Genomic DNA, 15644 nt, shown 5'->3' with positions numbered 1-15644 from the left:
GGTGAAGCTGGCCGAGTTCGGGTTGGTCTTGGCGGAGTCCATCGCGGTCCTGAGCCACGTCGGTACCCGCCGAGCCCGGCGCGGTGGGCGCGACCGTCGGCGTGGGCGGACTGCACGAGGCGTGGCCGGCACCAGCCCCTCGGGGCTCACCGACCGGCCCGCCCCGGTGCGGGATGCGCGGGTGCTGCACACCGCGCCCGCCACACGGCTCTTCATGGCCGGCCGTTGGCTGCTCCTGGCCACCCATGCCGCTGACGCTGGACCACCCTCCTGAGGGCGTCGCTCGCGCCGGGCGCCTGGGTATTACCCGCGACCGTCCATCGGCTGGGAGGCGCCCGAGACCGCCGGGCCGTCCCAGTACCACGCCAATCTGGACGACACGGCGGCCGTGCGCACCGCCGTCGACAGCATCGTCGCCGAGCTCCGCATCGAGCCGATCTTCCCGCTGTTCGAGGGCGACGTGCTGTCCGCGAGCCGGGCCCGCAAGGACCACGGCATCCCCGGGCCTCACCACCGGCCAGGCTCTCAACTTCCGCGACGAGAAGGTGATGCACCGCCGGGCCGAGGAGCTCGGGGTGCGCGTCGCCCGATCCTGTCGCCCGAACACTGTCGGGGGCGCCGAGTTCACCGGACAGGTCGGGTACTCCGTCGTCGTCAAGCCATACGCGGGCTGGGCGTGCGGCAAAGCCTAGCGGGCGGACGATTGGGCCGAACTCGACCGCGTGTGGGAGGAGATGGGCGTGCGCGGAGTGGATGGTGTGCGGAGGAACTCTGCGCGCCATCGACGCCCTATGCGGTGGCATCGGCGGGCGTTGCGGGTTGCGAGCGCGCGTGGCCTGCGGGTGCATCTGGGTCCGCCTCAGGGCGAGTTGGGGTCGAAGCGTCCCTGCGGCCGCTCGTTCGCTGGTGACGGTGGACACGTGGAGAGGGGGGCACGGGGGCGACGAACACGTCGATCCGAAGGCTGTTTCCCGTTTCCTGTTCGAGAGGAAACAGGAAACGGGCTTGGCCGTGGATTGCCCCGGGGATGGCCTCCTCTGCCCGGCGGGAGTCGCCGGCGGTGTCCGCCGCGCTGTGGACGCCCACGTCAACCGATCAAAGGAGACGCCTTGTCCGTCCCACGCAAACTGCTGCTCACGGCTGTGGCTCTGGCCGGCACGGTTGCCCTTGCTCAGCCGTCGTCCGCCCAGTCCGTCCCGGCCTCGTCGCTCGGCTCCTCCACCGGCTCCGCCGGTCCGGCGGCAGCCAGTTGGCATGCCTTCGCCTCGACGGGTTTCTCGGGTCTGGACACCTATTTCTCCGGCAATCCGGGGGAGTGCAAGTACGTCGGTGACAACTGGAACGACAGGATCCGATCAGCCCGCACGGAAGTCGCCCACCGCAGGGTCGAGTTGTGGGACAACTACAACTGCACCGGGGGCGCGATCATCATCGACGGCTCCGGCTACAACAGCATCGGAGCGTGGGTCAGCGCCTACCGCATCGTCAACGAGTAGCGCCTTCTGCCACCTGCACCTGCCCCCTGCCCTCGGCTCGAGTGAGGGCAGGGGGCAGGTGGCCTTGAGCACGGTGACCTTGTTGGTGAACGGAAAGCCCAGCAGCCGGTTGGGATCAGCTGGGTGCGCGGCCTCGTAAGGCACCCTCGGGACGATACGCGCTGTTAGGTGTGCCGCCTCATCTGCTCCGGTCGTGGGCTTCCGTCGGCGGGCGGATTCGCTGCCCCGATGACGTGGTGTACGGACGCGGTAGCCAGGCCCCAACGGCATGGTGCAGGGCAGCACAGTTGGCGGGGGCGGCGTTCGCCTAGGCGTGGGTGCCGCCCCACACCAGCGCCGGAGCGGCACCCCTCCGTCGGCGTCCACGGTGGGCACGGCGTGTGCGCGACCGGCGTCGGTGAGAGCGCCAGGACATCCCCGAGGTCCCTCTCCTGAGCGCTAGAAGAGGTTGTGACCGCTCTTCCGTGATGGCTACGCCTTGATGATGAGACCGGCTGGACAGGGTATGCGGCCGCTCCGCCGGCAGCGGCTCCTACGCGGTGAGTCGGCCGCTCATCAACTAGCCGCATCACCGGTGCGGAAGATCCGGTCCAGGCGGTGGTCCAGGACGGCGATGGCAGACTCCGGGCTGCGCTGGCCGACGAGGATGCTGGTGCCGAGTCCCGCAGACATGGCAAGCAGGCCGGCTGCCTCCAACTGTGCGTCCACACCGGGCTCGAGCAGAGCTGCCTCTTGCGCCTGCCGGAGGAGCTGGGTTACCGCGTCTTCTGCGGCATCCGGGTTCTTGATGAAGGGTTGGGCGGCGAGTGCCTGGTCGGTCACGGCCAGAACTGCGTAGGAGGTGTAGACAAAGTGGAAGGTGCGGCTGTCCTCGTCGGTCGGCAGCGCCGCCATCAGCAGCGCCTCGATCATTTCCCGCGGACCGAGACTGTCCCCGGCGGCCCGCACACGGGCGGAGGCCCGCTCCCCGAACCTCGCTGTCAGGTGCTCCAGTCCGAAAAGCAGCAGCTTCTCCTTGGTCTCGAAGTAGTACTGCACCAGCCGCAGCGACACGCCCGCCTCTGCTGCCACATCGCGCATCCCTACGGCATGCAGCCCGCGTCGCCCGGCGACCCGGACCAATGCCTCGGCGATCTCGGTGCGCCGTTCTGCGTGGTCCACGCGCTTGGGCATCGGCCGTTTCTCCGCTCATCGTTCCACTGGTGCGGCCCCAGCAGGACCTTGATGATACAGCCGTACCAACATTGTGGTACGTTCGTATCACGAAAATGAGATCCGGAGGTGACCGTGTCCGAGACTGCTGTCCGTGCCCGAGCCGACATAGGCCGCTACGTGAGCGATGCCTGGCGCGACCGCTACTTCGCGGCCTGCGACGCGGTGTATGCACTGGGTGCACCCGCGCTCGCGGAAGAGGACGTGGAGACGTCCTTCGGCACCACGCACGTCTACCGCTACGGCCCCGCGAACGAGGCCGCTCGATCCCGCACCCCCGTCGTCCTGGTACACGGAGCGGGCTCCTGCTCCGCCATGTGGTACCCGAACACCCCCGCCCTCAGCGCCGACCGCCCGGTCTACGCGATCGACACCCCGGGTGATCCCGGCCGCAGCGTGCAGCGCGAATCGATCCACCAACCCGAGCGCGCCGCACAGTGGCTGGACGAGACCCTCGCCGGACTCGGCCTCGACCGCGTGCACCTCGTCGGCACCTCCTACGGCGGATGGCTCGCCCTGAACCAAGCGCACCGCAGGCCCGGCCGCCTCGCCTCGGTCACGCTGCTCGACCCCGGCGGCCTGGAGAAAGTGGGGCTGCGCTTCTTCGTCTGGATCTTCGCCGGCCTCTTCGCGACCTTCGCGCCCAAGGCGCTGCGCCCGCGGCTGGCGGCCTGGCTGGAACAGCCGGTCCTCGTCATGCCGGAACTGCGCACGATGATCAGAACGGCCGTTCGCGCCTACCGCATACGCCGCCCGGCACCGCTTCCCCTGTCCGAGGAGGACCTGTTCACCATCCGGACTCCGCTCTATCTGGTGCTCGGCAAGCGAAGCCTCCTCGTGCACCCGCAGCGGCAGGCGGAGCGTGTGCCGCGCCTGGTCCCCGGTGCCCGAGCCGAGATCATCTCCAACACGGGCCACGGGCCGCAGATTGACCACGCGGAGGAGATCAACCGCAGGATGCTGAACTTCATGGCATCCGTCGACTGACAACCGCCCACGCCGACAGGGCCAGGACAGTGCCGAGGAATGGCCCGGTCAGAGCCTGGGCCGGTAGCGCCCGGACTGCAGGACCGTTCCGCCAGGGGACCCCTCTGGCATGCGAGTGGAGACGATTGAAGACGTCCTCTTGCCGGGCCTGAACCTCAAGGTGCGGCAGCTCATGGCCGTCGACGGCAACTTGGTGGTCGATGCGGCGGGATGCGGGCCGCCCGGCAGGTGTCCGCAGTGCGAGCGTCCTGCCACGCGGGTCCACAGCCGATATTGGCGTCAGATATCCGAGTTACCCGTCGGCGGGCGGGGGTTGATCGTCCGCCTGCACGTGCGTCGGTTCTTCTGCGATCAGAGCCAGTGCCAACGCCGGACGTTCGTGGAACAGGTGGCGGGCCTGACCGAGCCACGCCGCCGTTCTTCACCGGCGGCACAGTCGGTGATGAGGGCGGTCGCGACGGAACTCGGCGGGCGCCCGGGCCAGCGACTGTGCGCGAAGCTGCGGCTTCACGGCCGACGGACTGCGCTGTTGGCGCAACTGGTAGCCCCGCCGGTGCCGGCCCGCGCGCCGCGGATACTGGGCATCGACGAGTTCGCGTTCCGTAAAGGACGGACCTACGGCACCGTCCTCGTCGACGTCGAAAACTCCAGGCCCGTAGACGTCCTGCCCAACCGCGAGACCGGCTCGGTTGCCGACTGGCTTCAGGAGCACCCCGGCGCCGAGATCGTGTGCCGTGACCGCCTCATGGCATTCACCAAGGCCATCAGGCAGGCGGCCCCTGACGCCCGGGAAGTCGCCGATCGCTGGCACCTCCTCCAAAACCTCTCGACGGCCGTGGAGAAAACCTGCCGCCGACACCGCGGATGCCTGCGCCGACCTGCCACCGCGGACGCCGGACCGCCGCCGGCTGCCCCGGCGACTCCCCTTCTTGACCGTGTACGTCAACGCCACAGGGACGTCAACGAATTGGCCGCCACGGGATTGTCCCTCAGCGCCATCGGTCGCCGCCTGCAACTGGACCGCAAAACGGTACGGCGCTACCGGCACAGCGACCTTGAGGACCTCCTCGCCTCGGCACAGGACCGGGGCGCAGGGCTCCTCGACCCGTTCACCGACTACGTGCAGCACCGTTTCCAGGCGGGCTGCACAAGTTCGATGCAGCTCTACCGCGAGTTGATCGGGCTCGGCTATGCCGGCGGCTATCACGTCGTGAACCGCTACGTGATCACTATCAGGAAGGGCACCGCAGTCCCCGCCCAGGCAGTGACGCCCAGCCCACGCACCATCACCTCATGGATCATGCGCCCGCAGGAGACACTCCGGCCCTCGGCGAGCGCGCAGCTGGAAGCCGTACGGAACGCCTGCCCGGAGATCACCGCTGCCTGCGACCTCGCATGGGAGTTCACGGACATGGCCCGTCACCGTCAGGGCCACCAACTCCGGGACTGGATCCAGAAAGCCGAGGTGAGCGGTCCTGAGGCCATCGGTGTCTTCGCCGGCTCCGTCCGTCAGGACCTCCCGGCCGTCACCGCTGGTCTCACCCTGCCCTACAGTTCCGGCGCCGTTGAGGGGCACGTCAACAGAATCAAGACGATCAAACGGCAGATGTACGGCCGCGCCTCCTTCACCCTGCTCAGAGCCCGCATCCTCCTGCAGCCGTAGTCATCACGGAAGAGCGGTCACAACCAGAAGAGGCCAATTTTTCATGCGGAGGGTCGTTGTTCGTTTTTGTGTGTGCACGGTGCGATACCGAGCTGACCTGCCCAACTCCCTTACGGCAGCGCCGAGATCGCCGCCCCGCCCCCACCCGGGTCGCTAGGGTGTTCCCATGATTCTTCACCGGGGGAGGGTGCGGCTCGCGGCGTGCGCAGGGGTCGCGGTGCTGATGCTTTCGATGTCGGCCTGCGGGACGCGCACGGCTGGCTCACCGCCAGGAGTAGGCAGCGTGGGGGCCGAAAAGCTGGGTTTCGAGCGGTATGCCGACAGTGTGCAGTGGCCCGGATCCGGGGACGGGGGTTACGTCGCGCCGGGCGAGGGACTCCAGCTCCTCGCCCGGCAGGGCAACTGCGTACTGGGCGTCGGCACGTACGCCAACGGCTACGCATACGTGCCCGTCAACTGGTCCGGAAACGCGGACTGCACGAGGCTCACCCTGAACCCCGACCCCGCCGGTTCGCCCAAGGACGAATCCGACGTGCCGAGCTCGATGCGGCACGGAGCTCCCGGCGGCGGAGTGCCGGCCCAGGCGGTGGTCGAGTGGGGTGACGGGTCGCAGTTTTTCGTGTCCAGCGTGGTCCATGTCCGTGAACGGGACGGACAGGTGCGGAAGTTGGCCGATCTCGAACTGCCCTGGGCGCTCAAGGAGACGGACACCTCGGACCGTGGGAGGGTCAGCTCGGCGGTCCGCAGCGGGAGCCGGCTCCTCATCGGAGGCAGCGAGACCGTCTCGGGCGCCACCGGGCCCTTCCTCTACGCCTCCGACGACCGCGGGGCGACCGTGCACCGGGTGACACTCCCGGCGCGGACGAGCAGCCGTAGCCGGCCATCGGTCGGCCCGATGGCGGCCGAGGGCCGGGAGGTCATCGCTGTCGGCAGCTACTCCTCGAACGCCTTCACCCAGGAGGCGACCGGCACTCTGATGGTCTGGCACTCCGCCGACAGCGGAGCGCACTGGACCAGCGCGATCGTGAACGGCCTGCCGACCGGCACAATGATGCGCGGCGCGTTCCGGGTGTCCGGACGCTGGTTCGCCGTGGGGAACATCTCGGGAGCCCCCACAAAACCCAACGTGCCCGTGCTCCTCACCAGCACCGACGGCACCAGCTGGACGAAGGCCGACACCACTGCCATGGGTGCGGGCGGCATCGTCGCGGCGACCGTCGATGCTCAGGGACATCCGATCATGGTGGGGAGCCTGCGGGTGCCGGGGAAGTCCCTGGAGTCCCCGGCGACGTACTGCGGCGCGGTCTGGACCGGCGACGGAACCCCGGCTGGCTGGCAGCGCGGCGAACTCGGCTGCCGCCCCCAGCCGCCCGCCGCCATAACGACCTTGGCGAACGGAACGGTGGTCATCGCCGGTAACAGCGACGTGTGGTTGCGGCACTGACAGGGAGGGACGGACTGCGAGACCTCCGGCACCTCCGGCCACGCCAACTCCGCCTGAAAGGCACGCATATGGACCCGCTGCTCCCGACCGACCCCGACCGCATCGGCCCGTACCGCCTCGAAGGGCGGCTCGGTGCCGGCGGGATGGGCGAGGTCTTCTTGGGGCGTTCGCCCGGCGGGCGACGCGTGGCGGTCAAGCTGATCCGGTCGACGTATGCAACCGACGCGATTCCGTAAGCGGTTCGCCCGAGAGGTCGCGGCCGCGCGTTAGGTGGGTGGGTTCCACACCGCGCAGTCATCGATTCCGACCCCGACGCGGAATCGCCGTGGCTGGCCACCGCGTACATCCCCGGGTGCTCGCTGAACAGCCCTCCGGCAGCTACGACGGGTTCAGCATCCCGGCTGCCAGCACCGACGGCTCACTCGTCTACGTCGCCCACCGCACCGAGGACACCACCGGCTCGGGCCAGAGACTCGTCATCCTCACCCTTCCCGTCGTGTGGGCCGTGGACGCCGTGAGCGGCGCGTCCCGCTGGAAGCACGTTCCATCGGAGAGCTTCACGGTGTCGGCGCGGTCCGGACGCCTCTACGTCGCCACGCCGGCCTGGGCTCGCGCTGTCGGCCATGAAGACCCCTGAGCCTGCGCGCGCCCCGCGACTGCGTTGTGGCCGGATCCCCGACCGACCCCTGCGAAGCAGCCCCCGTATTTTCCCTTCCTCACGGACCAATCCACGGCATGCCTGGCACCGAACCACTGATGAGGCGGTGCCATACGAGGCTTTGGAGGAGGTACGAAGGTGGAACGGCGAAGGATAGCCGTGGTGGGCGGCGGGGTGGCCGGTCTGACCGCGGCCCATGTGCTCCAGCGGGCGTGCGACGTGACGCTGTACGAGGCGGACGACCGGCTGGGCGGGCACGCGCACACCCATGACGTGGCCGAGGGCGGGGAAGCGGCCCTTCGGGTCGACAGCGGCTTCATCGTGCACAACGAACGTACGTATCCGCTGCTGCTGCGGTTGTTCCGCGAACTCGGGGTGTCCACCCAGGACGCGGAGATGAGCATGTCGGTGCGGTGCGACGGCTGCGGGCTCCAGTACGCCGGCGCCCGCGGTCCCGCGGGGCTGTTCGCCCAGCCCCGCAGCGTGCTGCGCGGCCGCTATCTGCGGATGCTCGGACAGGTGCCCGCGTTCCACCGTGCCGCGCGCGCGGCTCTGGCCTCGGACCGTGAGGGTGCGCTTTCGCTGGGGGAGTTCCTTGCCCAAGGCGGGTTCACTGCGTATTTCGTGCACCACTTCGTCACCCCCCTGGTGTCCGCGGTGTGGTCGTGCGCCCCGGAGATCGCCATGCGCTATCCGGCCACCTACCTGTTCCGGTTCCTGGAACACCACGGGATGCTGTCGGTCCGGGGAGCGCCGCAGTGGAGGACGGTGACCGGCGGGTCCGTCGAATACGTCAGCCGGGTGGCCAAGCAACTGTCCGCCGTCCACACCGCCACCCCGGTGCGGGCGGTGCGGCGCGAGCCGGGCCGCGCCCGGATCGTCACCGATGACGGCGGGGAGCTCGCCTACGACGCGGTCGTCATCGCCGTCCACCCCGATCAGGCGCTGCGGCTCCTCGCCGCTCCCACCCCCGAGGAACGCCAGGTCCTGGGCGCCTTCCGGTACTCGCGCAACGAGACGGTGCTGCACACCGACGCCACCCTGCTGCCCAGCGCCCGCGGGGCCAGGGCGTCCTGGAACTACCTGATGCCGTCCTGCTCGTCCCCGGCGGACAAAGTGCAGGTCAGCTACGACATGAGCCGGCTGCAACGCCTCGCATCGCGCCACCCCTACATCGTCACCCTCAACGCCGCCGACCGGATCGGCCCGGACCGGGTGCTGGCCCGTATGACGTACGAACACCCCGTCTACACAAGGGAGTCGGTGGCCGCGCAACGGCGTCTGCCCGACCTCAACACCACTACGACGGTGTACGCGGGTGCCTACCACGGCTGGGGGTTCCACGAGGACGGCTGCCGGTCGGGCGTGCGGGCCGCAGCTGCCCTGGGGGTGACCTGGTGACCCTCTCGACCCCTGCTCCGGCGCGCGTCCGGCGGGCCCCGGCGCTCTATGAATGCGTCGTCTCACACGCCCGGACCGCTCCGCTGCGGCACGCCTTCAAACACCGCACCTACCTGTGGCTGATCGACCTCGACGACGTGCCCGTCCTGCCGCGCCCGCTGCGACCCCTGGCCCGCTTCGAGGCCCGCGACCACTTCGGCGGGGCGGACACCTCGCTGCGCGCCGGCCTCGAACGCTTCCTCGCGGCACGCGGAGTGCGCCTGGAGGGCGGCCGGGTCCTCATGCTCGCCCACGCGCGCGTCCTGGGGTACGTGTTCAACCCGCTCACCCTGTACTGGTGCCACGGCCCGCGCGGGGACCTGCTCGCGGTGGTCGCGGAGGTGCACAACACGTACGGCGAACGCCACTGCTATCTGCTGCGCCCCGACGCCCAAGGCCTGGCCGTGGTGCCCAAGGAGTTCTACGTCTCCCCGTTCTTCCCCGTGGACGGCACGTATCGGATGCGCGTGCCCGAACCGACCGAACGCCTGGACGTGAGCATCCAGTTGCGCAGGGGCACCGAGCGCCCGTTCACCGCCACCGTGCGGGGCACCCGCACACCGGCCACGACCGGGGGGGTGCTGGCCGCCGCGCTGCGCCACCCGTGGTCCACCGCCGCCGTCGCCGCGGGGATCCGCAGGCACGGGCTGTGGCTGTTCCTGCGCCGCCTGCCCGTCCGTCCCCGACCCAGCCACTGCCTCCAGGAGGGCATGAAGTGAAGGCCGCAGTCTCATCCCCCGACAGCCCGACCAGGACGGTCACGCCGCCCCCGGGTGTGGACGCGTCCCGGTGGCCGGGTGTGGCCACGGTCCCGCGCAGTTCACCGCTGCGCACGGGGGTGGCCTCGTGGGTCGTCCGGCGGGCGCTGGGGCGTCTGCCGTTGCGCGTCGCGCTGGGCGGCGCACCGCTCACCGGAGACCAGGGACCCGTGGTCAGGGTGCGTGACCCGCGGGCGTTCTTCCGCCGAATCGGCGTCGACGGCCTGATCGGCTTCGGCGAGTCCTACATGGCGGGGGAGTGGGACACCGACGATCTGGTGGGTGTCCTCACCGTCCTGGCCTCGCACGTCTCCTCGCTCGTACCCCGCCCCCTTCAGGGGCTGCGCGGGCTGTGGGCGCACCGTCAGCCGACCGGGGAACGCAACAGCCCGCAGGGCGCGCGGACCAACATTCAGCGCCACTACGACCTGTCCAACGCCCTGTTCGCGCTGTTTCTCGACGAGACCATGACGTACTCCGCCGGCGTCTTCCGCAGCTTCCCCACCCACTGGTCGGCGCTGGCCGACGCGCAGCACCGGAAGATCGACCGGCTGCTCGACGCCGCCGGTGTCCGGGAGGGCACCAGGCTCCTGGAGGTCGGCACCGGCTGGGGCGAACTCGCGCTGCGCGCGGCCGCCCGCGGCGCGCACGTCACGACGGTGACCCTCTCCCAAGAACAGCATGCCCATGCCGCCGCACGCATCGCGGAGGCCGGGTACGCGGACCGTGTCTCGGTCGAGCTGTGCGACTACCGCCACGTGCGGGGCGAGTTCGACGCGATCGTCAGCGTGGAGATGGTCGAAGCGGTGGGGGAGGAGTACTGGCCGGTGTACTTCGACACCCTGTCCCGCCTGCTCACCCCGGGCGGGCGGATCGCGCTGCAGGCCATCACGATGCCCCACGACCGCATGCTGGCCACCCGGGACACCTACACCTGGATCCACAAGTACATCTTTCCCGGAGGCCGCATCCCCTCCGTCGAGGCGCTGGGCGACGCCGCCGCGCCGGCCGGGCTGAGGACGGTGTGCGACGACGCGTTCGGCCCGCACTACGCCGAGACACTGCGGCTGTGGCGCGAGCGCTTCGCCGAGCGGCACACGGACGTCCAACTCCTGGGTTTCGACGCCACGTTCACCAGGATGTGGGAGTTCTACCTGGCCTACTCCGAAGCCGGGTTCAGAGCCGGCTACCTCGATGTGCACCACCTCGTGATGGTCACGGCAGGTGCACGATGACGGGCATCGCGCCTCGCCTGGCCGAGGCCGTCCGGGCCTACAACGGCGACGGCCTGCCGGTACGGCTGCGCGCCTGGGACGGGAGCGAGGCCGGGCCGCACGGAGCGCCGGTCGTCGTGCTGCGTTCCCCGCGCGCCGTACGCCGCCTGCTGTGGGAGCCGGGCGAACTCGGCCTGGCCCAGGCCTACATCGCGGGCGACCTCGACGTGGAGGGCGACGTGGGCGCCGCGCTGAGCACGGTGTGGCGTTCGGTCCGGGCACGCGGGCCGCGGCCGGACCGCCCGCCCCTGCGCGCCCACCTGAGCGCCGCCGTCGCCGCACTGCGCTGCGGCGCGGTCGGCCCGCGGCCACCCGCACCCCACGCGCCGCAGGCCCTACTACGGGGTCGACCGCACAGCACCGACCGGGACCGCGCCGCGATCAGCCACCACTACGACCTCTCCAACGACTGGTACGCGCTGCTCCTGGACGAGTCCATGGCCTACTCGTGCGGATACTGGAAGCACCCCGACGACCCCGCCTACGGCCTGGCCGAGGCCCAGCGCGACAAACTCGAACTGATCTGCCGCAAGCTGGCCCTGACACCCGGCGCCCGCCTGCTGGACGTGGGCTGCGGCTGGGGAAGCCTGTCGCTGTACGCGGCACGCCACTTCAAGGCCCGTGTCACCGCGGTCACCCTCTCGCGCGAACAGCGCGACTTCGTCGCGGCCCGCGTCCACGAACAGGGCCTCGACGACCTCGTCGAAGTCCACCTGCGGCACTACCGGCACATCACCGGCGCCGACTACGACGCCATCTGCGCGATCGAGATGGGCGAACACGTCGGCGACGCCCACTACCCCCAATTCGCCGACCGTCTGCACACCTTGCTGCGCCCCGCCGGACGCCTCCTGATCCAGCAGATGTCACGCACCGGGAACGCCCCCGGCGGAGGCGCGTTCATCGAGTCCTACATCGCCCCCGACATGCACATGCGGCCCCTGGGCGAGACCATCACCCTGATCGAGGGCGCGGGTCTGGAAGTGTGGGCCGTGGAGTCGCTGCGCGAGCACTACGTCCGCACCATCGCCGCCTGGCACGCCACACTGGAGGCACGCTGGGCGGAGTTCGTCGCCCTGGCCGGGCAGGAGACGGCCCGGGTCTGGCGGCTCTACCTGGCCGGCGGCGGCCTCGCGTTCGCGGAGCGCCGCATGGGCGTCGACCAGATCCTCGCCGTACGCCCCGGCACGGACGGCAGAGCCACCATGCCGGCCGACCTGTCCGACTGGTACCGACAGGAAGGCATGTGATGACGGGATTTCCCTGGCACGCCTTCGCCGCCGGCCTCCTCCTCACGGCCGTCGCGGTGCTCGCCGTCGTCCTCGTGACCTTCGCCGTCGCCCTGGCCATCGGGATGCACCGCGTGGTCGACATCGCCTGGGGCATCGGGTTCACCGCCGTCGCCGTCGTCGCGTGCGCCGTGTCGGCGGGCCACGGCGACGACGCGCGACGGCTCCTGGTGACCCTCGCGACGGCGATCTGGGGGCTCCGCCTGGCCGCGCACATCGCCTGGCGCGGGCGGGGACACGGCGAGGATCCGCGCTACGAGCGCATGCTGGACAAGGCGCCCGGCAACCGCAACGCGTACGCCCTGCGCATGGTCTACCTCCTGCAGGGCGGCCTGATCTGGCTGATCTCGCTGCCCGTTCAAGCCGCCCAGTTCACCCCCGGCCCGCTGGGCGTCGCCGCCGTGATCGGCGGTGCGCTGTGGGCGGCCGGTCTGGTCTTCGAGTCGGTGGGCGATTTCCAGCTCGCCCGGTTCAAGGCCGATCCCGCACACCACGGCCGGATCATGGACCGGGGCCTGTGGGCGTGGACCCGCCACCCCAACTACTTCGGGGACTTCCTCGTCTGGTGGGGCCTGTTCGCGCTGGCCTGCGGCACCTGGCAGACGGCCGTGCTCAGCGTCGTCTCGCCCCTGGTGATGTCGTTCCTCCTCACCCGCGGCAGCGGAAAGCGCCTCCTGGAACAACACATGAAGGACCGCCCCGGCTACACCGCGTACGCGGCCCGCACCAGCGGCTTCCTCCCTCTCCCGCCCCGCCGCCACCCCACCTCGACGGCAGCACGACGATGACCGTCTCCCGCGAATCCGGCGACGCCACGGCCGCCGACGTGCACGGTCCGGCCAGGTTGCGCGTCCGCACGCGACCCCGACACCCCCAGGGCGCGGTGGTGCTGCTCCACGGCGGCCGCGCCGACGGCCTCGCGCCACCGCCGTGGCTCAATCTGCCCGCGCTACGCCTGCGTTCCTTCGGCACCGCGATCCTGCGTGCCCGGCCACGGCATACGCTGCTGCTCGCCTCGGTGCGCTACCGCCGCCGCGGCTGGAACGGACAGCAGGCCGACCCCGCCCACGACGCCCACGACGCGCTCGACGAACTGGGCCGCCTGGCCCCCGGCCTGCCGGTCGTCCTCATCGGCCACTCCATGGGCGGCCGGGCAGCGCTGCGGGCCGCGGAGCACCCCTCGGTACGGGGCGTCGTGGCCCTGGCCCCCTGGTGCCCCACGGACGAACCCGTCTCCCATCTGCGAGACAGAGCCGTCGCTCTGCTCCACGACCCGAAGGACCGAGTCACGCGGGCCGACCAGACATGGGCCTTCGCCCAGCGGGCCCGCGCCCACGGCGCCGAGGTGCACACGCAGGCCATGCCGCACGGCGGGCACACCATGCTCCGCGGCGCCCAGCACTGGCAGAAGCTGACCGCCCACTACGCCTCTGCCATCCTCAACGGCACACCACTCGCCCAGCCAACCTCACCCTCTTGATCACCGTGCCGGGACCGCAGCGTTCCGTTTCTCCGGCCGTGCCGGCGTTCGCGGACCAGGCTCACAGCGCGGAAGAAGCGACCACGACATCCGTGCTGGACTGACTCCTTCCGTTGCCCACGCGTCCCCGTCTTTGTTGCCTGGTATTCCAGCGAGCGGACCCTGTCGATCCACGCCATCCACACCCGTCGCCGGGAGACGTTCTACTGGGCCACTGTCCTCATCACCTTCGCCCTGGGCACCGCCGTCGGAGACCTCACAGGCCGATCTTTGACTGATTCGCCGAAATCGGGCCCCCTGGTGCCGGCTCGCCCTTTTGCTAGCGTCATGCGGTGATCTCTTTGGGGGAACCTGCATTCTTCACCCGCCTGCGTGATGCGCGCCGGGTGCTCATCGCCGGGGCGGGAGGTGGCTTCGACGTGTACTCCGGGTTGCCGCTCGCACTCGCGCTGCGGTCGGCGGGCAAGGAGGTGCACCTCGCCAACCTGTCCTTCGCCGACTTGTACGGCCTGGACCTCGCCGTGTGGGTGGACCAGGACGTCGCTGCCGTCGGACCCGACACTGCCCAGCGCGGCGACTACTTCCCTGAACGGACGCTCGCCCAGTGGCTGGTGACGCAGGGTCTGCCATCGACGGTGTATGCGTTTCCCAGCATCGGAGTCGCTCCTCTGCGGACGGCCTATCGGACGCTGATCCAGCATCTCGGCGGTGTCGATGCGGTCGTGCTGGTCGACGGCGGTACCGACATCCTGATGCGCGGGGACGAGCACGGTCTCGGCACTCCGGAGGAGGACATGGCGAGCCTGGCCGCCGTGAACGGACTCGACGAGATCCCGCACCGGCTGGTGGCCTGCCTCGGCTTCGGGGTGGACGCGTATCACGGCGTGAACCACTCGCTCGTCCTGGAAAACCTGGCTGCCCTGGACCGGGACGGCTCCTATCTCGGCGCGTTCTCGCTCCTCGGGGCAGGGCAGGAGGGCGCCCTGTACCTCGACGCGGTGGCGCACGCCCAGCGCCACACCGCGAGCCACCCGAGCATCGTGAACGGATCCGTGGCTGCCGCCGTGCGCGGCGATTTCGGCAACGTGCGGTTCACGGAAAGGACCAAGGACAGCGAGTTGTTCATCAACCCATTGATGGCGCTGTACTTCTGTGTGGACGTTCCGGGACTGGCTCGCCGCCATCTCTACCTGGACCGGCTGGAAGGAACTTCGCTGATGCGGCAGGTGAGCTCCGTGATCGAGGAGTTCCGCACCACGCTGCCCCGCCAGCGCCCGCCGAGGGCGTTCCCGCACTGAACCGGCCTCGGCCTCCGGTACGAACGTACGCAACCCGCCCAGGATCCACAGCACCACCGCAATGAGAAGGCCTTCCCCTGAGTCGTGCCGACGCTCCGAACGTAAATCACTCATAGCGGCATCTCCTCCGTTCGCGACAGCCAGGACCTGAGTACGCGTAACTCAGGTCCTGGCCGCGATCTGGCCGGAGCCACAGCTGCTCGATCTGCCCGTCGAGGTCGAAGGGGGCAGGTCGGCCTGGGCGACGTAGTTTCTCTGGACCCGACCGACCGAGTCCTCGTACAGGATGCACCGCATCTCCGCCGCCTCTGCCTGCTCATCTCGGCGAAGATCGTCCCGTGGCCCGGGTCAGCGATACAGACCGGGTGCCCAGCCGCCGCCCGCTGTTTTTCTCCACCCCGGCCTTGGAATGGGCCCGACGGTAGGACTCGGTGCCGGTCTCGTTGAGGGTGGCGTTGCAGGTGAGCCGGCCCACCATCGCCGGACAGATCCGCGTGTTGGTGAGGTCAGGCGATGGTGGACCGGCCGGTGAACGCCTCGTCGGAGGCGTTCGTGTCAGGCGGTTGCGTCAGGCGGTGATCCAGGACAGGCGCCTCAGACCGAGGCGAACCCTCGTGTCCATGGTTTTGGCAGCGGGCGGGCGGA

General features: G+C 70.1%; 16 protein-coding genes. 14 read left to right on the top strand and 2 right to left on the bottom strand.

All coding sequences use genetic code 11. The annotated features are described in order from the left end of the window. The coding region (locus N4G70_RS36500) for a hypothetical protein (protein WP_261717087.1) at positions 1-274 on the top strand (274 nt) is incomplete at its 5' end. Positions 275-303: 29 nt separating this feature from the next. Here N4G70_RS36500 and N4G70_RS36495 read toward each other — a convergent pair. After that, positions 304-498 (bottom strand): hypothetical protein, encoded by a 195-nt coding sequence (locus N4G70_RS36495; RefSeq protein WP_261717086.1) that lies wholly within the window; start codon positions 496-498, stop codon positions 304-306. A gap of 611 nt (positions 499-1109) precedes the next feature. Between N4G70_RS36495 and N4G70_RS36490 the strand changes: the two genes are divergently transcribed. Then, a complete protein-coding gene (locus N4G70_RS36490) occupies positions 1110-1496 on the top strand; it encodes a peptidase inhibitor family I36 protein (protein WP_261717085.1) in 387 nt (128 codons plus the stop codon). Between the two features lie 555 nt (positions 1497-2051). Here the strand turns inward: N4G70_RS36490 and N4G70_RS36485 are convergent. Beyond that, positions 2052-2669, bottom strand: a complete 618-nt coding sequence (locus tag N4G70_RS36485) for a TetR/AcrR family transcriptional regulator (protein WP_261717084.1) — start codon at positions 2667-2669, stop codon at positions 2052-2054. 114 nt (positions 2670-2783) lie between these two features. Here N4G70_RS36485 and N4G70_RS36480 point away from each other — a divergent pair, with 114 nt between their 5' ends. The 12 genes from N4G70_RS36480 to N4G70_RS36425 all read left to right on the top strand — a co-directional run bounded on the left by N4G70_RS36480 (position 2784) and on the right by N4G70_RS36425 (position 14999). After that, on the top strand, positions 2784-3695 hold the full coding sequence (locus N4G70_RS36480; RefSeq protein ID WP_399038099.1) for an alpha/beta fold hydrolase: 912 nt from the start codon (positions 2784-2786) through the stop codon (positions 3693-3695). Positions 3696-3804: 109 nt separating this feature from the next. After that, positions 3805-5358, top strand: a complete 1554-nt coding sequence (locus N4G70_RS36475) for an ISL3 family transposase (protein ID WP_261717082.1) — start codon at positions 3805-3807, stop codon at positions 5356-5358. 283 nt (positions 5359-5641) lie between these two features. Next, entirely contained in the window at positions 5642-6802 is a 1161-nt protein-coding gene (locus N4G70_RS36470) for a hypothetical protein (protein WP_261717081.1), read from the top strand. 68 nt (positions 6803-6870) lie between these two features. Continuing rightward, the gene (locus N4G70_RS37315; protein WP_399038095.1) at positions 6871-7038 is read left to right on the top strand and encodes a hypothetical protein; all 168 of its coding nucleotides are present in this window, start codon (positions 6871-6873) and stop codon (positions 7036-7038) included. Between the two features lie 116 nt (positions 7039-7154). Continuing rightward, positions 7155-7439, top strand: coding sequence for a hypothetical protein (locus tag N4G70_RS36460; RefSeq protein WP_261717089.1), 285 nt, complete (start codon positions 7155-7157; stop codon positions 7437-7439). A 159-nt stretch (positions 7440-7598) separates the two neighbouring features. Continuing rightward, positions 7599-8861, top strand: coding sequence for an NAD(P)/FAD-dependent oxidoreductase (locus tag N4G70_RS36455; RefSeq protein ID WP_261717080.1), 1263 nt, complete (start codon positions 7599-7601; stop codon positions 8859-8861). After that, positions 8858-9619, top strand: coding sequence for a DUF1365 domain-containing protein (locus N4G70_RS36450; protein WP_261717079.1), 762 nt, complete (start codon positions 8858-8860; stop codon positions 9617-9619). Before N4G70_RS36455 ends, N4G70_RS36450 begins: the two co-directional genes overlap by 4 nt. Next, positions 9616-10893 carry a class I SAM-dependent methyltransferase gene (locus N4G70_RS36445; RefSeq protein WP_315904338.1) on the top strand — a complete coding sequence of 426 codons (1278 nt, stop codon included), beginning with the start codon at positions 9616-9618 and terminating at the stop codon, positions 10891-10893. The genes N4G70_RS36450 and N4G70_RS36445 overlap by 4 nt, the downstream gene beginning before the upstream one ends. Further along, positions 10890-12182, top strand: coding sequence for a cyclopropane-fatty-acyl-phospholipid synthase family protein (locus tag N4G70_RS36440; protein ID WP_261717078.1), 1293 nt, complete (start codon positions 10890-10892; stop codon positions 12180-12182). Before N4G70_RS36445 ends, N4G70_RS36440 begins: the two co-directional genes overlap by 4 nt. Next, on the top strand, positions 12182-13009 hold the full coding sequence (locus tag N4G70_RS36435) for a DUF1295 domain-containing protein (protein ID WP_261717077.1): 828 nt from the start codon (positions 12182-12184) through the stop codon (positions 13007-13009). The genes N4G70_RS36440 and N4G70_RS36435 overlap by 1 nt, the downstream gene beginning before the upstream one ends. Continuing rightward, a complete protein-coding gene (locus N4G70_RS36430) occupies positions 13006-13701 on the top strand; it encodes an alpha/beta hydrolase (protein WP_261717076.1) in 696 nt (231 codons plus the stop codon). Before N4G70_RS36435 ends, N4G70_RS36430 begins: the two co-directional genes overlap by 4 nt. Before the next feature lie 332 nt (positions 13702-14033). Beyond that, positions 14034-14999 carry a DUF1152 domain-containing protein gene (locus tag N4G70_RS36425; RefSeq protein WP_261717075.1) on the top strand — a complete coding sequence of 322 codons (966 nt, stop codon included), beginning with the start codon at positions 14034-14036 and terminating at the stop codon, positions 14997-14999. The last annotated feature ends 645 nt before the right edge of the window (positions 15000-15644 follow it).

The sequence above is a fragment of the Streptomyces sp. ASQP_92 genome, assembly GCF_025399895.1.
GTDB lineage: Bacteria > Actinomycetota > Actinomycetes > Streptomycetales > Streptomycetaceae > Streptomyces.
Note: the sequence above shows the minus strand (reverse complement) of the source record. Positions and strands in the feature narration are given on the sequence as shown.